Genomic DNA, 20,570 nt, shown 5'->3' with positions numbered 1-20,570 from the left:
TGGGGTCGCGCGCCGCGTCAATCAAGCCGCTGCAGTCCCGCCTCAGAGCCCGCGCCGACGCCGCATGCGCCGCGCGATGCCGGCGCGGGCGATCAGCGCGAAGACGCCACCGAATGCAAAGCCGGCCAGGTGTGCCGACCAGGCGACCGCGCCGAAAGCCGGCCCGATGAAGGTGAAGACGAGTTGCAGCAGCGCCCACACGCCGATCAGCAGCGGCGCGGGCACCTTCACGAACTGCAGGAACAATCCCAGCGGCACCACGACGCCGAGCTTCGCGGCAGGAAACAGCGCCAGATACGCGCCGATCAGCGCCGACACCGCGCCGCTCGCGCCGATGATCAGCCGGTCCGGCGTGCCGATGGCGATCACCGCGGCCAGGTTCGCGACCGCGCCGCCGAGCAGGAACAGCACCAGCAGCCGCCACGGGCCCATCGCGCGTTCTGCCGGCAGCCCGAAGATCAGCAGGAACACCAGGTTGCCGAGCAGGTGCGCCCAGTCGGCATGAAGGAACAGCGCGGTGACCAGCCGCCACAGGCTGCCGGTGCGGATCGACTGCCACCAGGCCTCCGGCGAGGCCAAACCGCCGGAGAGGGCACCCCATTCCATCAGCAGCCGGCGCTGCTCCGCGCCGGGCATCAGCTCGACGGTGATGAAGCTCAGCCACAGCAGGCTGAAGAGGACGGGCGTGGCCCAGCGCAGCGGGATGCGCTCCCGGCCGGGGATCGTCACGAACACCGGAACGGGCCTCCCCCATTCAGCATCCGAACACCGCCCGGACGCGAGAAAAAGCCTGTTTTACAAGTGCGGACGGGCATGCCGCTATTGTTAGCCTCGGGTTAAAAGCCGGGTTATAGTGCATACGGCGTCGTACGTCGGGAGGGGTTTCCGGCGATTTGTGGCGACCGACCGGACCGGCCGGGTCGCCATGTCGATGGCGCGGCCTGAAGAAGACGAAAAAATACTCCATTGGAGACTACACGCATGCAACACGCTTCTCGTTTCATCCAGCTGTCGGCGCTCGCCTTCGGCATCGCCGGCGCGCTGGCCGTTGGCCAGGCACAGGCTTCGGGTTTCCAGCTGAAGGAAAACAGCGTCAAGTCCATGGGCGCTGCGTTCGCCGGTGCGGGCGTCAACGAGACCGACTCCTCGGTCGTCGCCAACAACCCGGCCACGATGGCGCGTTTCAGCGGCACCACGATGCAGGTCGACGTCACCGCGATCGACCTCAGCTACGAATTCAAGGGCACCGGCACCGACGCGCTCGGCCGTCCGATGACCGGCGGTAACGGCGGCGATGCCGGCGACATCGCGGCCGTGCCGGCCCTGTCGGTCATCCACAAGCTCGACAACGGCCTGGCGTTCGGCGCCATGGTCAGCGCGCCGTTCGGCCTGAAGACCGAGTACGACAACGACTGGGTCGGCCGCTACTACGCCCACACCTCCGACGTCGAGATCGTCGACCTGACCCTGGCGGCCGCGCTGGACATCGTGCCGGACCGCTTTTCGGTCGGCGCCGGCATCATCTACTCGCGCGCCGACGTGACGCTGTCGAAGTCGGTCGACTTCGGCTCGCTGCTGTTCTCCAACCCGGCCACCCGCCCGCTGCCGTTCGCGCGTCCGCAGGCCGCTGACGGCTTCGCCGAGATCCAGGGCGACGACACCGGCTTCGGCTGGACCGTGGGCGCCAACCTCAAGCCGACCGACAAGCTGGCCATCGGCGTGAGCTACCGCTCCGAGATCGACTACGAACTGGAAGGCACCGCCGACTGGACCGTGCCGGGCAACGTCGCCGCGGTGTTCGCCGCCAGCCCGACCACGCGTCCGCTGTTCCAGGACGGCGCCGCGCTGGCCAAGCTGACCACGCCGTCGGTGCTGAACGTCGACCTGCGTTACGACTTCACCGACAGCTTCTCGATGATGGCTTCGTACGCCGAGACCGGTTGGGAATCGCTGCGCGAAGTGCGCATCGAGTTCGCGAACCCGGATCCGGATTCGGTCGAGCCGTTCAACTGGAAGGACACGACGTTCGCCTCGCTCGGCGCCGAGTACAAGCTCAACGAATCGTGGACGCTGCGCGGCGGTGTCGCGTACGACGAAACCCCGACGCACATCGAAACCCGCACGCCGCGCCTGCCGGACGCGAACCGCATGTGGTACTCGCTGGGCGCCAGCTGGGCCGCCACGCAGGCGCTGGAAGTGAACTTCGGCTACACCCGCATCGAGCCGAACTCGCCGAAGATCGACCTGCATTCGGAAACCTCGCTCCAGACCCTGGTCGGTCCGTTCGACGGCGCGGCCAACCTGTACGGCGTCTCGGCGCAGTACAAGTTCTGATCCAACGCGTCATGCTGCATCGAAAGGCCCCGCTTCGGCGGGGCTTTTCTTTTGTGCTTCATTCGAAGCGGTTCGTGCGCACCGCAGCCGGCGCGAGTTTGGCGGGCGAGGCGAGGCAGCCGATCGGTTCGGAGTGCGATGTTGCTATCGAGCAGGAGGCCGGCTTGCACTCCTGCGATGCGGTGCGCACGTATGCGCCTTCATCGCAACGCGGTGCGTCCCGCGCGACGGCGGGGCCCTGCACGATCGCGCCGCTTTTCAGCAGGGTCGCGTCGCGTTGCACGGACGCATCCTGTTGTGGCCGCGGAGCCGCGCGCGCGAACAGCCATCCCGAAAACGCTGCCGCACCCGCCAGCATGAGGGCGCCCGACCATCCGAGCCATGTGCGTCGACGGTGTCGGGTAGACGGCGGCGCCGGCGTCGCATAATCCTGGGCGGGCGCGGGCGCGGGCGATGCGCTCGCCGAATCCAATTCCAGTACGGGCGCGATCCACTGGTAACCGAAGCGCGGCACGGTCCGGATCGCGCGCTGCAATGCTCCCGAATCGCCCAGCGCCTTGCGGGCGCGCAGCATCGTTTGCGCGACGACCATGTCGGTGACTTCGACGCGCCCCCACACGGCCGCGATCAGTTCGTCGCGACCCACTGCGCGGTCGCGATGCATGACGAGGTAGGCGAGGCAATCGAACGATTTCGGCGGCAGCGCCACGCGCTCGCCATCGCGGAGCAGGTCGCGCGACGGCGGATCGATCTCGAACTCCTGGAAGCGATACCTCGTGCGTCGCATGCGCCGGTGTCCTGTACATGCACCGATGCGCGATGCCTCGGGCCCGTTCCCGATGCTATGCGAGGCGTTCGTCCGCGAGGCGAGTTGAACGCCGCCTGCACGACGCAAATCGCAAAGAAAAAGTCTCACTAAACGGCGACGGGCGCAATGCAGGCCGCATCGCGCCCATGCCGTTCCATCAATTCGTTCTTGCCCGCACGAGCACGCCCGCCGCGTCGGCCGTGACCACGACCTTGAAGTAGTAGCGCCCCTTCGCGGGCGACGTCACGTTGAGGACCTGGTTCGTGCCGGGTCGTACCGACGCGCCGATGTTCGACGCCGGCATCGGTTCGGATTCGTAGTTGAGGTACGCCGCGAGCGTGCCGCGGCCGCTGTAGCTGGTGAACTCCAGACGGCTCCGGCCTTCGGGAACGTCGATCGCGTAGATCACGCTTTGACCCGCGGCCAGCGGCGGCATCGACTCGACGACGTTGTCGGTCAGCGGCACCGACTGGATCGGCTGGCCGAATCGCTTGGCACGATCCACTGCGGCCGCCGCGTCGACGATGCCCGCGCCGATGGTGCGATCCGGCTTCGTCGGGAACGGACGCGCCGACGACACCAGCAAGCCCTCGACCTGCGCCGGTGTCAGCGGCATAGCGGCCACGCTCTGCATCAGCGCGACGATGCCCGAGACATGCGGCGTTGCCATCGACGTACCGGTCATGCCGACGTAGCGGTCGCCCTCGGGCACGGTCGCGCCGGTGTTGTGCGTCGACCAGATGTAGCCGTTCGGCGAGCCTTCGACGCCCGCGCCGCCCGGCGCGGCAACGTCGACGCCGCTGCCGTAGTTCGAGTAACCCGCGCGCTGTCCGCTGTAACCGGTGGCCCCGACCGCCACCACGCGAGCGCAACTCGCGGGCGAGTGACCGACGACATCGGCGTTGTCGTTGCCCGCCGCAACCACGACCGTGGCGCCAAGCGATACCGCCTTGTCGATCGCCGCCTGCGTGTCGGCATCGCACGCGTGCGAGCCGCCAAGGCTCATGTTGATGACCTCGGCGGGATTCGGGTTGTCCGGCACGCCGTCGATGTGGCCGCCGGCCGCCCACACGATCGCGTCGTTGATGTCGGAGGTGTAACCGCCGCAGCGGCCAAGCACGCGCACCGGCACGACCTTCGCGTCGTAGGCCACGCCCGCGCCGCCGATGCCGTTGTTGGTGACTTCGGCGATGGTTCCCGACACATGCGTGCCGTGCCAGCTGCTGCTGCTCGCGGTCGAGCCCGCGCCGCACTGGCCGGCGACGGTGAAATCGCCCAGGTCCCATCCGCCCGGCACGCGATCGTCGGTAGCGCGCCCCGAGACTTCGTGGTCCGTGATGAAGTCGTAGCCCGGCAGCAGGTTCGCGGCGAGGTCGGCGTGATTCGTCGCGCCGGTATCGAGCACCGCGACCACGACACCCGCGCCGGTCGCACCCGCATTCCACGCGCTCGTGACACGCGCGCCGCCGGCGCCGGTGCCGTAGTGCCACATCTGGTGCGTGGCGAGCATCGGATCGTTCGGCATCGCGGTCGGGCGCATCAGGCGATCGACGCTCACCGATGCGACGTTCGGATCGCTGGCGATCGCGCGCATCAGCGCTTCGGCCTGCGTGCGGTCCAGGCGTTGCGATGCGCGCACGACGCGGCGGCCGGTCGCGGTGGTGCGCAGCGAGTCGATGCGCAAAGCAGCGGCGCCGCGCAGGCCCGCGATACGCGCGCCCATCTGCGGGCGCGCGCGCTCGGCGGCGGCGTTCATCGCGCGCTGGCTTGCGGCCGGCTGCGTGCGTTCGGCGCTGCCGTCGCGATATTTGACGATGAAGCGGGGAGAGACGGTGGCGTCGTCGATCGACGCCAAATCGATCGTGCCTGCGAATGCGGGGACGCAGGCAGCGGCGATCAGGAGGCTCAACAAGGTGCGGCGGAACGTCATGCGGTATTCCTCGAATGGACGTGCGGAAGGACGGCGCCCGCGACGGGCGCCGTTGCGATACGGAGCGGATTTACAGGTCGATGCCGAAGCCGACGCCGGCGGCGTTGTCGTCGCTGCTGAAGGCGCCGCCGATGGAGAACGAGGCGCGGTCGCCGATGGCCTTCGAATAGCCGATCGACAGCGCGCTTTCGCCGTTCTGCCAGCCGGCACCGACGCCGATGCGGCCGCGTGGGCTGCGCGAGTTCGCCGCGTTGATCGACATGTTCATCATCGCCGCGCTCATCGCGCCCTGGCGGTCGATGCGTTCGTCCTGTTTGCCGAGGCGATAACCCACGTCATCGCGCAGCTGCGTGAACTCGTCGCTCATCGCCTGGTAGCGGCTGTCGGTGTACGCATTGGCGCGCGAAAGCGTCTGCGCGTCGCCGGCCTGCACCTGCTGCACGTTGGCGGCGTCGTGTGCGTTGACCCCGTCGGCGACCTGCGTGACGCGGCGTTGCGTCTGCGCGTTGCCGACCGATACGGTGTCGGCCTCGTTCGCGACCGAGCCGTGGCCCAATGCGACGGCATTGTCGGCCGTGGCTGAAGCGCCCTGTCCGATGGCCGTGCCCGATTCGGCGGTGACGCTCGCATCGGCGCCGATGGCGACCGCATTCGCCGCGCGCAGGGTCACCGTGGCGTTGCTGCCCACCGCGGTGCTGCCGTCGGCCTGCACCGATGCACCGGTGCCGATGGCGGTGTCGTTGGCGCTCATCGCGACGCTGCTCTCGCCCACCGGCAAACCTGCGCCGGCGCCCACGGGCACGTCGCTGTGTGCGCCGCCCAGATGATTCTCGACGAAGGTGAGGCGATCGCCGAGGCCGGCGATTCCAGCGTCGATCGCATCGAACGCCTGCGCAACCGTGTGGTACTGCGCGCCGAACAGGTTGAACGTCGGCGCGCTCATCAGCCCGTTGGCGTCGAACGCCGCACCGCCGCCGAAGCCGGCGAGCACGGAGCCGAGCTGCTCGACGTTGACGGCGTCGGTTCCGACGATGCCCGCGCGCAGGTTGGCGATCGTCGTACCGGTCGTGCCGCCGAGCGTGACCTTGTCGCGCGTGGCCGGGTCGTCGTACTTCACCGCCGCGTCGTCGAGCGTGCCGATGGTGTCGTCGAACTGCGCGATCGCCGTGTTGAGCTGCGCGACGTTGACCGCGTCGGTGTCTTCGGTGCCGGCGGCGACGTTGGCGATCTGGCGTTCGTGGCCGGCCGAGCCGACGGATAAGGTGCCGGCGCGATCGGCAATGGCACCGGCGCCGATCGCGACGCTGTCGTCGGCGAGCGCAATCGCGCCGCTGCCGAGCGCGGTGGATCGCGCGGAATCGGCGACGGCGTAGCTGCCGACCGCGGTGCTTTCGATGCCGCCGGCGAACGCGTTGAAGCCCAGCGCGCTGCTTGCGATGTCGGTCGCGAAGGCGTTCGCGCCGACCGCTACGGCGTTGTCGGCTCCGGCGTAGGCATAGGCGCCCGTTGCGGTGGCGTAGTCGCCGAAGGCCTGCGCGCCGTTGCCGACGGCGGCAGCGTTGGTGCCATCGGCCTGTGTCGAGCTGCCGACAGCCAGCGTGCCGATGCCGGCCGCGGACGCATCGTGACCGAAGGCGACCGCGTCGTCGGACATCGCCTCGGCGTTGCTGCCGAAAGCCATCGCGTTGGAAATATCGCCGCCGCCGCTGTTGCCGACGTGCGCGCCCATGCCGATCGCCGTACTGCTCGTGCCACTGCCGCCCCAGACTTCCGCGCCTGCACCGATCGCGATGTCGTTGCGCCAGGTGCTCAGCGCGCCATTGCCGAGCGCAAGGCTGTCGACGCCCCACGCGACGCTGTCGACGCCGATCGCCACGGTGCCGGCATCGCGCGCCAGGCTGCGCAGGCCCAACGCGACGCTGGCGTGGCCTTCGCCGTGCGACAGAAAGCCGACGGCCACCGCGCCGTTGATTTTGGTCGGATCCAGGCTGCGATAGCCACCAATCGCGCTGCCCGGCGCGGGTGGATGATCGCTATCGCGGTCGTTAGTCAGCGCGGCCGGGCCGATGGCCGTGTCGTAGTTTGCGGTCGTGTATGAAGCCGATCCCAGCGCTTGCGAACCCAGTCCCGAGGCGACCGCGCGTCCGTAGGAACTCGTACCGGCCGTCGGCTTCGGGGCGGCGCCGAAGGCCGTATTCCAGTCGAGGTATCCGCCGAGCGCGGTCGAGCCGGACGCGATGGCATACGCCGATGTGCCGACGGCCGTGGACGTCTTGCCGTACGCGATGGCGCTGGCGCCGATGGCGGTGCCGTAGTTGTAGACCGCGGCCGCGCCGGAGCCGATGACGGTGTTGTACTGGTCCCTCACCGGCGCCTCGTAGGTGCGATAGCCGGTGCCGGGTTCGAGGACGTAACGGCCGTCCTCGTCCGTGATGGGCATGATGGTGTCGCCCATCGTCTGCGCGCCGTTGCCGATCACGACGTTGCTGGTGCCCTGCGACGCGGCGCCGGTACCGATCACGGTGGAGTTGGTCGCCGGACCCGGGTCGAACACCACGCCGCGGTCGCCCCAGCCGATGACCAGGCTGGCGACCTTCGCCTCCGCGCGTGCGTTCGCGCCCATCACGATGGTGCCGTTGCCGTTCGCGCGTACGCCGTTGCCGATGGCGATGGCGTTCTGCACCGGAGCCGCAAGCGACGTCTGGACGCGCGTGGTGATGCCGTTGGTGGTCGAGGTCGTGCTGCCGGCGATCACCATTTCCGTGGTCGCGCCGGTGCCGAGGGCGATGTTGTTGGCACCGTTCGTGCGGGCCTGGTTCCCGATGGCGAGGCTGCCGGTCTGGTTACCGCTGGCCGGTGTCGGTGCAGTGGTGGTGGAGGTGGTCGGCGAACCTTGTGTGGTGGTCGTCGTGGTCGTGGTGCGCTGCGCCTGGGTCTGCGACTGGTTGCCGATGGCGATGCTGTTGTCGGGTTTGGCGACCGATCGCACGCCGATGGCGACGGCGCCGTTCCCAAGGGCCTGCGCCGCCGCGCCGATGGCCGTCGCGTTGTCGCCCTTCGCCCACGTGATCTCGTCCGGGTCGACCTGGCCGTCGCCGTCGAGGTCGATCCACGAGCCGATCGCCGTCGCGTTCGTGCCCGAGGCGGTGGTTTCGTCGCCGAGGGCGACCGAGCCGGAACCGGACGCCTTGGCGTCCGGACCACAGGCGAAGGCGTCTGCGCCTGTCGCGGTGCTGTCGATGGGCACCGGATTGTTCGCGTCGTCGTACAGCTGGCAGTTGCCGCCGGCGAAAGCGGGCGTGGCGAGCGCGGACAGGAGCGCGAAGGTCAGGAGGCGGCGTTGCGGTCGGGCGTACGTCGGCATCGGGGGCATGGCGGTACTCGCTGGTAGGAAGGACGCCCGGACGGCGTCGTCCGGGCGAACCCCAACCGTTGCTTCCGCCCCCGTGCTCGGCTTGAAAGCGCCATCACAGGCGGCCTCGCCGGATCACAGACCGTTCAAAAGACCGCGACAGGCCCATCAAATCCTGTAGGAATGCCCGAAGCGCCACACGGAACTTTCCGAACCGCGGGGCAAATCCCCCACAAACGAAAACGGCCCCGGCGTGTGCCGGAGCCGTTCGGACTTCGATGCGGGCGGCCAGAGGCGCGCCCGCGAGGCTCAATCGCCCAGCGTCAGCAGCGAGGCGTTGCCGCCGGCGGCGGTCGTGTTGACGGTGATCGTCTTCTCGGTCGCAAAGCGCGGCAGGTAGTGCGGGCCGCCGGCCTTCGGACCGGTGCCCGACAGGTTCTGGCCGCCGAAGGGCTGCACGCCGACGACCGCGCCGATCTGGTTGCGGTTGACGTAACAGTTGCCGACCTTGATACGCGAGGCGATCTTCTCGATCGTCTCGTCGATGCGCGAATGGATGCCCAGCGTCAGGCCGTAGCCGGTCGCATTGATCTGGTCGATCACCGCGTCGAGCTGGTCGGCCTTCCAGCGGATCACGTGCAGCACCGGCCCGAAGATTTCCTTGTGCAGCTGGTCCAGCGACTTGAGCGTGTACGCGCGCGGGGCGAAGAAGCTGCCGTTCGCGGCGTCGGCATCGAGCGCGACCTCGGCGACCTTCGTCGCTTCACGGTCCATGCGTTCGGCGTGGTCGCGCAGCATCTTCAGCGCATCCTCGTCGATCACCGGGCCGACGTCGGTCGACAGCAGGCCCGGATCGCCGACCTTCAGCTCGGCCATCGCGCCGGCGAGCATGGTGGTGACCTTGTCGGCGATGTCGTCCTGCACGAACAGCACGCGCGCGGCCGAGCAGCGCTGGCCGGCAGAGGTGAACGCCGAGGCGATCGCGTCCTTCACCACCTGTTCCGGCAGCGAGGACGAGTCAGCGATCAGCGCGTTCTGGCCGCCGGTTTCCGCGATGAGCACGCCAATGGCCGCGTCGCGCGCGGCGAGCGCGCGGTTGATCGCGCGCGCGGTGTCGGTCGAACCGGTGAACGCGACGCCGGCGATGCGCGGATCCTTCGTCAGCGCGGCGCCGACGGTGGCGCCGTCGCCCGGCAGGAACTGCACGACCGCTTCCGGCACGCCGGCTTCGCGCAGCAGCTTCACCGCGTAGTAGCCGATCAGGTTGGTCTGCTCGGCGGGCTTGGCGAGCACGCTGTTGCCGGCGGCGAGCGCGGCGGCGACCTGGCCCAGGAAGATCGCCAGCGGGAAGTTCCACGGGCTGATGCAGACGAACACGCCGCGGCCGGACAGCTGCAGCGTGTTGGATTCGCCGGTCGGGCCCGGCAGCGGCTCGATCGCGAACTGCTTGCGCGCCTGCGCGGCGTAGTAGCGCAGGAAGTCGACGGCTTCGCGCACTTCGGCCACGCCATCGGGGATCGACTTGCCGGCCTCGCGCGTGCACAGCGCGATGTACTGCGGCATGCGCTGTTCGAGCAGGTCGGCCGCGTGCTCCAGGATCGCGGCGCGGCTCGCGGCCGGCGTCATGTTCCACGCATCGTGGGCGGCCACCGCGTTCTGCACGGCCTTCTCGACCGTGGCGCTGTCGGCGGCCTTCCACTGCCCGACGACCTGGCGGCGGTCGGCCGGGTTGGTCACGGCGATGTCGGGGCCGGCGGGATTCGCGCCCGGCACGAGCGGCGTGGCGCGCCACTCGCTGCGAGCGGCGGCGTTGACCTGCTCGGCGAGCGTGCGCAGCTGGTCGTCGTTGGCGAGGTTGATGCCCATGGAGTTGGTCCTGTCGATGCCGAAGCTGCGGTACAGATCGAGCGGCTGCGGGATGCGCGGGTGCGCGATGGATTCGAATGCGGAGACGGTGGCGACCGGATCCTGCACGAGGTCATCGATGGCGATGTCCTCGTCGGTGATGCGGTTGACGAAGCTGGAGTTGGCGCCGTTCTCGAGCAGGCGGCGCACCAGGTACGGCAGCAGGTCCTCGTGCGAACCGACCGGCGCGTACACGCGGCACGGCACGTCCAGGCGATCGGCCGGGATCACCTCGGCGTACAGGTCGTCGCCCATGCCGTGGAGCTTCTGGAATTCGAAGTGCTTCGCGCGGCCCATCGACTTCGCGCGCTGGTGGATCGTCGCGATCGTCTGCGCGTTGTGCGTGGCGAACATCGGATAGATGGCATCCGACGCTTCAAGCATGCGGCGCGCGTTGGCGAGGTAGCTCACGTCGGTGTTCGGCTTGCGCGTGAACACCGGGTAGCCAGGCTGGCCTTCGACCTGCGCGCGCTTGACCTCGCTGTCCCAGTAGGCGCCCTTCACCAGGCGCACCGGGATGCGGCGGCCGGTGCGGCGGGCGAGGTCGGCGATGAAGTCGATCGCCTCCGGCGCACGCTTCTGGTACGCCTGGATCGCCAGGCCGTAGCCTTCCCAGCCGTCGAGCGAGGCGTCGGAATACGCGGCGGCGATGACGTCGAGCGACAGCTCCAGACGGTCGGCTTCCTCCGCGTCGACCGTGAAGCCGATGCCGTAGGACCTGGCCATCTGCGCCAGTTCCAGCACGCGCGGCACCAGTTCCGACATCACACGCGCGCGCTTGGCGTGCTCGTAGCGCGGATGCAGCGCCGAAAGCTTCACCGAGATCGAGGGCGCGGCGAAGACGTCCTTGCCCTTGAAGTCGCCGCTCTTGCCGATCGCGTGGATCGCATCGCGATAGGCCTGCAGGTAACGCAGCGCGTCCTTCGTGGTGAGCGCGCCTTCGCCGAGCATGTCGAAGGAGTAGCGGTAGGCGGCGTTGCCGTTCTTCTGCGATCGGGCGAGCGCCTCGCCGATCGTGCGGCCCATCACGAACTGGTGGCCCATGATCTTCATCGCCTGGCGCACGGCCAGGCGGATCACCGGCTCGCCGACGCGGCCGAGCAGGCGCTTGAAGGCGCCGTGCACGTCGCGCTTGGTCTCGTCGGCCAGGTCGACCAGATGGCCGGTCAGCATCAGGCCCCAGGTCGAGGCGTTGACCAGCACCGAGTCCGACTGGCCCATGTGCTTCTTCCAGTCCGCATCGCCGAGCTTGTCGCGGATCAGCTTGTCGGCGGTCTCCTGGTCCGGAATCCGGAGCAGCGCCTCGGCCACGCACATCAGCAGCACGCCTTCCTCGCTGCCCAGGTCGTACTGGCGCATGAAGGCCTCGATCGCGCCCTGGTCCTTGGCGCGCGCGCGGACGCGGCGGACCAGGTCCGCGGCGGTCGCCTGGGCGGCGATGCGGTCGGCTTCGGGCAGGCGGGCGCGGTCGAGCAGGGCGCGCACGTGGCTGGCTTCGTCGCGAACCCAGCCGGCGGTGATCGCGGCACGGGGCGCGGCGGGCGGGGGCGGGAGTTCGGGGCTGATCAGCGCGTGCGGCGCCGGCGGGCCGTCGCTGGCGACGGCGTGGGCGGAATGGATGGTCATCGGGGGCCAGGGACAGCCTTGGGAAGCCCGATAGTCTAGAGCGTTCCGGTCGCCGGAGGCGTTGCGCGCCCGGGCTGCTAGGTTGCGGATGCAAGGGGGAAGATTCGTTACCGCATCGGGCGGGATTGCGAAATTTGCCTACTATTCCGCAAGCTTTGACGGCTGCGGTTGTTGGTGGCGTTCACGGTCGGTAAACTAAGCGGTTCCGCGGGGCGGTTTTTTGGTTCCCTTTCTTGGGTCCCTCCTGGGCTGTGATGCCCGCTGCCTCCGGTCGCGGATGAGCCCGCAAGCCAAGCCGAACGGCTCAGCCAGTCCAGTACATCCAACTCAGCGTCTTTCTGGGGCTCGAACAGATGAAAGCCGGTCGTTTCAAGCAGTGGGGCGCGGGCATCGCCGCGATGGCGCTGCCGGTCCTTGCCAGTGCGCAGGCGGCCGATCCCAAGCGGTGGCAGCTCAACATGGGCCAGGGCGTGACCGTCCAGTCGGCCAACGCCTACAGCGCGCACATGTTCGCCCTGTGGGTGTGCGTGATCATCGGCATCCTGGTGTTCGGCGCCATGGCCTACGCCATGTTCAAGTTCCGCCATTCCAAGGGCGCGGTGCCGGACAAGGACTTCACCCACAGCACCAAGCTGGAAGTCATCTGGACCGTGGTCCCGGTCGTGCTTCTGGTCCTGATGGCGTTCCCCGCCACCAGCAAGCTGATCAAGATGTACGACACCCGCAACGCCGAGATGACCGTCAAGATCACCGGCTACCAGTGGATGTGGAAGTACGACTACCTCGGCGAGAACGTCGGCTTCACCAGCCGCCTGGACCGCAAGAGCGACCAGATCCGCCAGTCCGGCAAGGACGCGCGCGACGCCGACCATCCGCATTACCTGCTCGACGTCGACAACGTCCTGGTGCTGCCGACCGAGACCAAGATCCGCTTCGTGATCACCGCCGACGACGTCATCCACGCGTGGTGGGTGCCGGCGCTGGGCTGGAAGCAGGACGCGATCCCGGGCATCGTCAACGAGGCCTGGACCGACATCAAGGAGCCGGGCATCTACCGCGGCCAGTGCGCGGAACTGTGCGGCAAGGACCACGGCTTCATGCCGATCGTGGTCAAGGCCGTGCCGAAGGCCGAGTACCAGCAGTGGCTCGCAGCGCAGAAGGCGAAGAATGCCCCCGCGCCGGCCCCGGCTCCGGCCGCCACGCCCGCCGCTCCGGCCCAGCCGGAAGCGACCGCCCCGAATACCGACGCCACGGCCGCGACTGCTGAAAAGCAGGCGCCGGTCGCCGGCTGATCGTCCCGAATCCTGAGGTAGCCATGGCCGTCACGCACGCTGACACCCATCACCACGATGACCACGCCCACAAGCAGGGCTTCATCGAGCGTTGGTTCTTCTCGACCAACCACAAGGACATCGGGACGCTGTACCTGATCTTCAGCTTCATCATGTTCATCATCGGCGCAGGCATGTCGGTGGTGATCCGTGCGGAGCTGATGAAGCCGGGCCTGCAGTTCGTCGAACCGATGTTCTTCAACCAGATGACCACCGTGCACGCGCTGGTCATGATCTTCGGTGGCGTCATGCCGGCCTTCGTGGGCCTGGCGAACTGGATGATCCCGCTGCAGATCGGCGCGCCGGACATGGCGCTGCCGCGCATGAACAACTGGTCCTTCTGGATCCTGCCGTTCGCCTTCACGATGCTGCTGCTCACGCTGTTCCTGCCGGGCGGCGCTCCGGCCGGCGGCTGGACGCTCTATCCGCCGCTCTCGCTGCAGGGCGGCAGCAACGTGGCCTTCGCGATCTTCGCCATCCACATGATGGGCATCAGCTCGATCATGGGCGCGATCAACGTCATCGCCACCGTGCTGAACATGCGCGCGCCGGGCATCGACCTGCTGAAGATGCCGATCTTCTGCTGGACCTGGCTGATCACCGCGTTCCTGCTGATCGCCGTGATGCCGGTGCTCGCCGGTGCCGTGACGATGCTGCTGACCGACAAGTTCTTCGCCACCTCGTTCTTCAACGCGGCCGGCGGCGGCGACCCGGTGATGTTCCAGCACATCTTCTGGTTCTTCGGCCACCCCGAGGTCTACATCATGATCCTGCCGGCGTTCGGCGTCGTGTCGGAGATCATCCCGACCTTCAGCCGCAAGCCGCTGTTCGGCTACCAGGCCATGGTGTACGCGACCGCGTCGATCGCGTTCCTCTCGTTCATCGTGTGGGCGCACCACATGTTCACCGTCGGCATGCCGCTCGGTGGCGAGATCTACTTCATGTTCGCCACGATGCTGATCGCCGTGCCGACGGGCGTGAAGGTGTTCAACTGGGTGACCACGATGTGGCGCGGCTCGATCTCGTTCGAGGCGCCGATGCTGTGGGCGATCGCGTTCGTGATCCTGTTCACCATCGGTGGTTTCTCGGGCCTGATGCTCGCCATCGTCCCGGCGGACTTCCAGTACCACGACACCTACTTCGTGGTGGCGCATTTCCACTACGTGCTGGTGACCGGCGCGCTGTTCTCCATCATCGCCGCCACGTACTACTGGTGGCCGAAGTGGACCGGTCGCATGTACAGCGAGGGTGCGGCGAAGTTCCATTTCTGGTGGACGATGATCTTCGTCAACCTGCTGTTCTTCCCGCAGCACTTCCTGGGCCTGGCCGGCATGCCGCGCCGCATCCCGGACTACAACGTCGTGTTCGCGGACTGGAACCTGGTCAGCTCGATCGGCGCGTTCGGCATGTTCGTCACGCCGTTCATGATGGCCTTCATCCTGTGGCGCTCGAAGGCCGTGGGCGTCAAGGCAGAAGCCCGCGCCTGGCCGACCGCGCGTGGCCTGGAGTGGACCGTGCCGAGCCCGGCGCCGCACCACACGTTCTCGACGCCGCCGGTCATCAAGGATGGCGATCTGGCGCACGGCGACATCACGCATTGATGCGTTGAAGGCGCGGAGGTGTTCGGCCGAACGCCGGATCCTCCGCTCCGACACGGACAGGCACCGACCATGAACCAGCCCGCCCACAACCCCGACGAAATCGCAGCGCGCCGAAAGGCCGCGCGTCGCACGGCGCTGTGGGTGGCGGCGATCGCGGTGGCGGTGTACGTGGTGTTCATCGCGATGAACACGGTGGGCAAGTGAACGGCGCGCAGGGCCAGCATGAATCCGCACCGGCAGCACCGGCGCGCAAGAGCGCGGGCCTGGCGAAGATGGTCGTCGTCGCGATCGGCGCGTTTGCACTGACCTTCGCGCTGGTGCCGCTGTACCGCATCGCGTGCGAGAAGGTGTTCGGCATCCGTCTGGAACGCACCGCGTCGGAAGGCGTGCAGGACGCGACCGCCGCCGCGAAGCGCGTGATCACCGTGCAGTTCGACGGCGGCGTCAATTCGAAGCTGCCATGGGACTTCTCGCCCAACCAGGTCACGATGCAGGTCGTGCCGGGCGAGCTGTACGAAACCACGTACCACGCGCGCAACACCTCCGAGCGCACCGTCGTCGGCAGCGCCGTTCCGTCGGTGGCGCCGGCGCGCGCGTCGGGCTACTTCAGCAAGACCGAATGCTTCTGCTTCACCGCCCAGACGCTCAAGGCCGGCGAAGTGCGCGACATGCCGGTGCGCTTCATCGTCGATCCGAACCTGCCGGCCGACGTGAAGACCATCACCCTGTCATATACCTTCTTCAAGAACGACACGCTCACCGCGCAGGCGCAGGGAACGGCACAGGCCGCGCCCGTCCCGCTGTCGGCACCGTGACCCTTTCCTTGCAATCGCATCACTGACTGGAACGCCGACATGGCCCAATCCCACTCGCCGGACGCCAACACCTACTTCGTGCCGCATAGCAGCCGTTGGCCGTTCCTCGGATCGATCGCGCTGTTCACCACCATGGTCGGCATCGCCAGCTGGTTCAACGAGGTCAGCTGGGGCAAGCCGGTGTTCTTCTTCGGCATCGCGCTGATGATCGGCGTGCTGTTCGGCTGGTTCAGCGACGTCGTGCGCGAGTCGGTGCGCGGCAACTACAACAAGCAGGTCGACACCTCGTTCCGCATGGGGATGATCTGGTTCATCTTCTCGGAAGTGATGTTCTTCGGCGCCTTCTTCGGCGCGCTGTTCTACGCCCGCCAGTACGCGATGCCGTGGCTCGGCGGTGAAGGCGACGGCGTGATGACCAACTCGCTGCTGTGGCCGGGCTTCTCGGCCGCGTGGCCGAGCAACGGCCCGGGCGATGTCGGCGGCGTGTACCAGACGATCCCGGCGTGGGGCCTGCCGCTGCTCAACACGATGATCCTGCTCACTTCGGGCATCACCGTCACCGTCGCGCACCACGCGCTGAAGGCCGGTCACCGCAAGCAGCTGCTGGTCTTCCTCGGCCTGACGGTGCTGCTGGGCGCGCTGTTCCTGTACTTCCAGGCGGAGGAGTACATCCACGCCTACACCGAGCTGAACCTGACGCTGGGTTCGGGCATCTACGGCTCGACGTTCTTCATGCTCACCGGTTTCCACGGCGCGCACGTCACGCTCGGCACGATCATGCTGGCGGTGATCTGGTTCCGCTGCCTGAAGGGCCACTTCACCAAGGACAACCACTTCGCGTTCGAAGCGGTCGCCTGGTACTGGCACTTCGTCGACGTGGTCTGGCTGGGCCTGTTCCTGTTCGTCTACGTGCTGTAAGCAGGGATTGGAGATTCGGGATTCGGGATTCGCAAGAACGACAGCCCGGATCTCCAACGCAAAAGGCGACGGCATTGCCGTCGCCCTTTTTGCTTTTGCGAATCCCTAATCTCTAATCATGAATCCCGAATCACGAATCCCGGCGTGTCACGGCCCGCCGTGGAACTTGATCCAGCCCATGTAGTTGGCGAGCACGACCAGCAGGATCAGCGCGACGGACAGCGCGATGCGACGGGTGAGCGCGTTCACCGTGCGCTTGCTCTCGCCCTTGTCCACGAGCATGTAGTAGAGGCCCGCGCCCAGGTTCCAGAGGATGACGATCAGGAAGGCGATGATCAGCAGTGTCTTGAGCGAATCGTTCATGGCGGCCTCGAACGCGCCCCCGTCTGGGGCGTGCCGGCCATTATGGCGCCGCGCGGCGGGGAAGTCGTGAGCCGCACGCGTACGCTCGTCGTCGGCTGGAGCGCGGCGCTGGTCGCGATCGCGCTGTTCGCCAACCTCGGCCTGTGGCAATCGCGCCGCGCCGTCGAGAAGCAGGCGATGCTCGATGCCGCCACCGCGGTGATGGCCGATCGCACGCCGCGTCCGCTGTCGCTCGCCAGCGACCCCATCCGTGCACGCGATTACGACTGGGCCGTCGGGAGCGGCACGTTCGATGCGCGCGATGCCCTGCTGCTCGACAACCAGCAGCGCAACGGCCGCGCCGGCGTCCGCGTCTACCGCATCTTCGTGCCGGCGCAGGGCATGCCGATGCTGGTCGACCTCGGTTGGCTGCCGCTGTCGGGCGATCGCAAGTTGCCGCAGGTGCCGAACCTCGACGGGACGATCGAACTGCGCGGGCTGCTCGTGCCGCCGCCGTCGACCGGCCTCGCGCTCGGCCCGGCGCTGGTGAAGCAGGGCGACGCGTGGCTGATGACGCGCGTCGACCTCGCCGCCATCGCCAGCGAGACCGGCCTCTCCGTGCCGCTCGCGCCCCGCGTGCTGCGCCTGGATCCCGCGCTGCGCATCGGCTACGAGCGCGATCTGGAGCTGCTGCCCAACACGCTTCCGCCGGACCAGCATCGCGGCTATGCGCTGCAGTGGTTCGCGCTCGCCGCCGCGGTGCTCGCGACGGCGCTGATCCTCACTTTCCGCAAGCGCCGTCGGCCATAAGGAGTTCGCATGAGCGACGACACGACCCCGAACGACATCCGCAATCGCAACCGCAACCGCACGCTGTTGCTGCTGCTGTTCGCGATGTTCTTCGGCAGCATGCTGATCGCCGGCGCGCTGCGCTTCTCCGGCTGGCGTCCGTCCGGCACGAAGAACGTCGGCGAACTGCTCGATCCTCCTGGCGATGTCCGTGCGCTGACGCCGCGCCTGCTGTCGGGCGGCGATTACGCATGGAAGGCGAGCGAGCGCACGTGGCGCATTGTGGTCGCGCCGCCGGCCGATTGCGGCACCGAATGCGCCACGCTGGCGCGCGAGATCGAGACCGTCTGGCAGCTGTTCGGCAAGGACGCGGACGACGTGCACGTGCTGTGGCTGTGCCCGACCGACGCCTGCGCCTGGCCTGCCGGCGTGCCGCAACCGGCCACGCTGAAGCTGCTCGCGCCCGACGCCCAGCTGCGCGCCGGCCTGCCTCGCGTGGACGACGCGACCGTCGCGGCCACCAACGCGAGCGCGAGCACCAGCGGCCGCGGCGTTCCGGCCTACGTGATCGACCCCTACGGCTTCGTGATTCTGCGCTACGCTCCCGGCTTCGATCCGTCCGGCCTGCGCACGGACGTCGCCCGGCTGGTCAAGCTGAAGTGACCGGCACGCGACGAAGGAACAACGACAGGTTCTGATGAGCAGCATGACCATGCCCACCGAAGCCCGGGCCGGCTCGCGCCCCGCGGTTTACCGACATTTCCATCGCCTCGCCTGGCTGGCCGTCGCGCTCGCGTTCGGCGTGATCGTGTTCGGCGCGTTCGTGCGCCTGTCCAACGCCGGCCTCAGCTGCCCCGACTGGCCGACCTGCTACGGCCGCGCCGCGTGGCCGACCACTGCGCATCAGGTCGTCGACCACGCCGCCACCGCGATCCGTCCGGTCGAAGTGCACAAGGCGTGGCGCGAGCAGTTCCACCGCATGATCGCCGGCACGCTCGGCGTGCTCGTGCTCGGCCTGGCGCTGCTCGCCGCGCGCCGTCGCAAGTACGGCGTGGTGCAGGTGATCGCCGCGTCGGTGCTGGTCGGCATCGGCATTCCACTGTACATGCACGGCGAGCACGTCGCCGCCTCCGTGCTCGCCATCGCGGGCGAAGCGATCCTGCTGTTCGCCGCGCTGCGCTGGAGCAACGTCGACCTCGCGCGCGTGGCGTCGATCACGCTCGCGGTGATCATCTTCCAGGCGCTGCTGGGCATGTGGACGGTGACGTGGCTGCTCAAGCCCATTGTCGTGATGGGCCATCTGCTCGGCGGCCTGCTGACGTTCTCGCTGATCCTCTGGATGGCCTGGCGCGCGACGCACATCCCGATGCGCCTGGCCGAAGCGCAGCTCGTGCGCCGTCTGGTGATCGCCGGCGTCGTGCTGCTCGGCGTGCAGATCGCGCTCGGCGGCTGGACCAGCGCGAACTACGCCGCGCTCGCGTGCGGCAACGATTTCCCGACCTGCGTCGGCCAGTGGTGGCCGCGGCACGACTTCCGAGAAGCGTTCGTCCTGTGGCGCGGCATCGGCGTGGATTACGAGGGCGGCATCCTCGATGGCGAGGCGCGGATCGCGATCCAGCTCGCGCACCGCATGATGGCGATGGTCGTGTTCGTCTACCTGCTGTGGCTGGCCGTGCGCCTGATCCGCACGCCGGGCATGCGCGGCTGGGCGACGCTGCTGGGCTTGCTGCTGTTCGCGCAGATCGGCCTCGGCATCGCGAACGTGAAGCTCGGCCTGCCGCTGTCGGTCGCGGTGATGCACAACGCCGGCGCGGTGCTGCTGCTGTTCGTGCTGGTGTCGCTGCTGGCGCGCCTGCGCCAGCCGGAGCCGTGATGTCCGCCGCCATGCCGAAGGCCACCGCCAAGCAGTACTGGGACCTCACCAAGCCGCGCGTGGTCGCGCTGATCGTGTTCACTGCGCTGGTGGGCATGTTCCTCGCGGTGCCGGGCCTGCCGCCGCTGCGCGAATCGGTGCTGGGCTTCCTCGGCATCTGGCTCGCGGCGTCGAGTGCGGCGGCAATCAACCAGCTGCTGGACTCGCGCATCGACGCGAAGATGGCACGCACGTCGTGGCGCCCGATCGTCGCAGGACAGATCACGCCCACGCAGGCGCTTGTGTTCGCGCTGATCCTCGCCGCGCTGTCGATGGTCATTCTGGTGGTGTGGGTGAACACCATCACCGCGATCCTCACCTTCGCCTCGCTCATCGGCTACGCGGTGATCTACACCGTGTACCTCAAGCGCGCGACGCCGCAGAACATCGTCATCGGCGGCATCGCCGGTGCCGCGCCGCCGCTGCTGGGCTGGGCCGCGATCACCGGCATGACCGGCGAATGGGACTGGCCGCACGCGCTGCTGCTGGTGCTGATCATCTTCGTCTGGACGCCGCCGCATTTCTGGGCGCTGGCGATCTTCCGCCGCGCCGACTATGCGCGCGCGATGGTGCCGATGCTGCCGGTCACGCACGGCGTGGAATACACGCGCTGGCAGATCCTGTTCTACACGGTGCTGCTCGTCGTGGTGACGATCCTGCCGTGGGCCGCGGGCATGAGCGGGCTGTTCTACCTCGGCGGCGCGCTCGTGCTGGGCGTGGTGTTCCTGGGCTATGCATGGCGCCTGATGAACCCGCCGGACGAGATGTACGCGATGAAGGTCTTCAACTATTCCATCGTGTACTTGATGGCGCTGTTTGCCTTCCTGTTGCTGGACCACTGGCTGATGCCGCTGCTGCAGCCGGCGCCGGTGATGGAGTTCCGGCCGCAACCCTGATTCGAACTTCG

Annotated in this window: 16 protein-coding genes; 10 read left to right on the top strand and 6 right to left on the bottom strand. The window is 68.1% G+C overall.

From position 1 onward, the window contains the following. Positions 1-42 precede the first annotated feature (42 nt). Positions 43-735: a rhomboid family intramembrane serine protease gene (locus ABIE51_RS19240; RefSeq protein WP_115842054.1), complete on the bottom strand. Its 693-nt coding sequence runs from the start codon at positions 733-735 to the stop codon at positions 43-45. A 246-nt stretch (positions 736-981) separates the two neighbouring features. Here ABIE51_RS19240 and ABIE51_RS19235 point away from each other — a divergent pair, with 246 nt between their 5' ends. Beyond that, positions 982-2,334, top strand: coding sequence for an OmpP1/FadL family transporter (locus ABIE51_RS19235; RefSeq protein ID WP_115842053.1), 1,353 nt, complete (start codon positions 982-984; stop codon positions 2,332-2,334). Positions 2,335-2,392: 58 nt separating this feature from the next. Here the strand turns inward: ABIE51_RS19235 and ABIE51_RS19230 are convergent, their stop codons facing one another. The 4 genes from ABIE51_RS19230 to putA all read right to left on the bottom strand — a co-directional run bounded on the left by ABIE51_RS19230 (position 2,393) and on the right by putA (position 11,955). Beyond that, the gene (locus ABIE51_RS19230) at positions 2,393-3,043 is read right to left on the bottom strand and encodes a winged helix-turn-helix domain-containing protein (RefSeq protein ID WP_192632631.1); all 651 of its coding nucleotides are present in this window, start codon (positions 3,041-3,043) and stop codon (positions 2,393-2,395) included. A gap of 256 nt (positions 3,044-3,299) precedes the next feature. Further along, positions 3,300-5,072, bottom strand: a complete 1,773-nt coding sequence (locus ABIE51_RS19225) for a S8 family peptidase (RefSeq protein ID WP_192632632.1) — start codon at positions 5,070-5,072, stop codon at positions 3,300-3,302. Between the two features lie 70 nt (positions 5,073-5,142). Further along, complete coding sequence (locus ABIE51_RS19220; protein ID WP_192632633.1) at positions 5,143-8,445, bottom strand: YadA-like family protein; 3,303 nt, start codon at positions 8,443-8,445, stop codon at positions 5,143-5,145. Positions 8,446-8,733: 288 nt separating this feature from the next. Beyond that, positions 8,734-11,955 (bottom strand): bifunctional proline dehydrogenase/L-glutamate gamma-semialdehyde dehydrogenase PutA, encoded by a 3,222-nt coding sequence (gene putA, locus ABIE51_RS19215; RefSeq protein WP_192632634.1) that lies wholly within the window; start codon positions 11,953-11,955, stop codon positions 8,734-8,736. Positions 11,956-12,308: 353 nt separating this feature from the next. Here putA and coxB point away from each other — a divergent pair, with 353 nt between their 5' ends. From coxB to ABIE51_RS19190, 5 genes are all read left to right on the top strand, one after another. After that, the gene (gene coxB / locus ABIE51_RS19210; RefSeq protein ID WP_115842048.1) at positions 12,309-13,247 is read left to right on the top strand and encodes a cytochrome c oxidase subunit II; all 939 of its coding nucleotides are present in this window, start codon (positions 12,309-12,311) and stop codon (positions 13,245-13,247) included. Between the two features lie 23 nt (positions 13,248-13,270). Beyond that, positions 13,271-14,887 carry a cytochrome c oxidase subunit I gene (gene ctaD / locus ABIE51_RS19205; protein ID WP_115842047.1) on the top strand — a complete coding sequence of 539 codons (1,617 nt, stop codon included), beginning with the start codon at positions 13,271-13,273 and terminating at the stop codon, positions 14,885-14,887. A gap of 69 nt (positions 14,888-14,956) precedes the next feature. Next, complete coding sequence (locus ABIE51_RS19200; RefSeq protein WP_267896508.1) at positions 14,957-15,091, top strand: hypothetical protein; 135 nt, start codon at positions 14,957-14,959, stop codon at positions 15,089-15,091. Beyond that, entirely contained in the window at positions 15,088-15,702 is a 615-nt protein-coding gene (locus ABIE51_RS19195; protein WP_277803374.1) for a cytochrome c oxidase assembly protein, read from the top strand. The genes ABIE51_RS19200 and ABIE51_RS19195 overlap by 4 nt, the downstream gene beginning before the upstream one ends. A gap of 39 nt (positions 15,703-15,741) precedes the next feature. Further along, entirely contained in the window at positions 15,742-16,620 is an 879-nt protein-coding gene (locus tag ABIE51_RS19190; protein WP_192632635.1) for a cytochrome c oxidase subunit 3, read from the top strand. Positions 16,621-16,767: 147 nt separating this feature from the next. Here the strand turns inward: ABIE51_RS19190 and ABIE51_RS19185 are convergent, their stop codons facing one another. Further along, on the bottom strand, positions 16,768-16,983 hold the full coding sequence (locus ABIE51_RS19185; RefSeq protein ID WP_115842045.1) for a twin transmembrane helix small protein: 216 nt from the start codon (positions 16,981-16,983) through the stop codon (positions 16,768-16,770). Positions 16,984-17,049: 66 nt separating this feature from the next. Here ABIE51_RS19185 and ABIE51_RS19180 point away from each other — a divergent pair, with 66 nt between their 5' ends. The 4 genes from ABIE51_RS19180 to ABIE51_RS19165 are packed head-to-tail and all read left to right on the top strand — an operon-like array spanning position 17,050 to position 20,559. After that, positions 17,050-17,772, top strand: coding sequence for an SURF1 family protein (locus ABIE51_RS19180; RefSeq protein WP_192632636.1), 723 nt, complete (start codon positions 17,050-17,052; stop codon positions 17,770-17,772). A 9-nt stretch (positions 17,773-17,781) separates the two neighbouring features. After that, a complete protein-coding gene (locus ABIE51_RS19175; RefSeq protein WP_192632637.1) occupies positions 17,782-18,414 on the top strand; it encodes a redox-active disulfide-containing membrane protein in 633 nt (210 codons plus the stop codon). 43 nt (positions 18,415-18,457) lie between these two features. Continuing rightward, a complete protein-coding gene (locus ABIE51_RS19170) occupies positions 18,458-19,624 on the top strand; it encodes a COX15/CtaA family protein (protein ID WP_354504915.1) in 1,167 nt (388 codons plus the stop codon). Positions 19,625-19,635: 11 nt separating this feature from the next. Next, positions 19,636-20,559: a heme o synthase gene (locus ABIE51_RS19165; protein WP_425477920.1), complete on the top strand. Its 924-nt coding sequence runs from the start codon at positions 19,636-19,638 to the stop codon at positions 20,557-20,559. Positions 20,560-20,570: the final 11 nt, after the last annotated feature.

This window comes from Lysobacter sp. OAE881 (assembly GCF_040546665.1).
GTDB lineage: Bacteria > Pseudomonadota > Gammaproteobacteria > Xanthomonadales > Xanthomonadaceae > Lysobacter_J > Lysobacter_J soli.
Note: the sequence above shows the minus strand (reverse complement) of the source record. Positions and strands in the feature narration are given on the sequence as shown.

Bases quoted from the DNA above. Each gene is read 5' to 3' on its own strand.
- ABIE51_RS19235 (WP_115842053.1), top strand. From the start codon at position 982: ATGCAACACGCTTCTCGTTTCATCCAGCTGTCGGCGCTCGCCTTCGGC.
- ABIE51_RS19225 (WP_192632632.1), bottom strand. From the start codon at position 5,072: ATGACGTTCCGCCGCACCTTGTTGAGCCTCCTGATCGCCGCTGCCTGC.
- ABIE51_RS19220 (WP_192632633.1), bottom strand. From the start codon at position 8,445: ATGCCCCCGATGCCGACGTACGCCCGACCGCAACGCCGCCTCCTGACC.
- putA (WP_192632634.1), bottom strand. From the start codon at position 11,955: ATGACCATCCATTCCGCCCACGCCGTCGCCAGCGACGGCCCGCCGGCG.
- coxB (WP_115842048.1), top strand. From the start codon at position 12,309: ATGAAAGCCGGTCGTTTCAAGCAGTGGGGCGCGGGCATCGCCGCGATG.
- ctaD (WP_115842047.1), top strand. From the start codon at position 13,271: ATGGCCGTCACGCACGCTGACACCCATCACCACGATGACCACGCCCAC.
- ABIE51_RS19200 (WP_267896508.1), top strand. From the start codon at position 14,957: ATGAACCAGCCCGCCCACAACCCCGACGAAATCGCAGCGCGCCGAAAG.
- ABIE51_RS19190 (WP_192632635.1), top strand. From the start codon at position 15,742: ATGGCCCAATCCCACTCGCCGGACGCCAACACCTACTTCGTGCCGCAT.
- ABIE51_RS19185 (WP_115842045.1), bottom strand. From the start codon at position 16,983: ATGAACGATTCGCTCAAGACACTGCTGATCATCGCCTTCCTGATCGTC.
- ABIE51_RS19175 (WP_192632637.1), top strand. From the start codon at position 17,782: ATGAGCGACGACACGACCCCGAACGACATCCGCAATCGCAACCGCAAC.
- ABIE51_RS19170 (WP_354504915.1), top strand. From the start codon at position 18,458: ATGACCATGCCCACCGAAGCCCGGGCCGGCTCGCGCCCCGCGGTTTAC.
- ABIE51_RS19165 (WP_425477920.1), top strand. From the start codon at position 19,636: ATGCCGAAGGCCACCGCCAAGCAGTACTGGGACCTCACCAAGCCGCGC.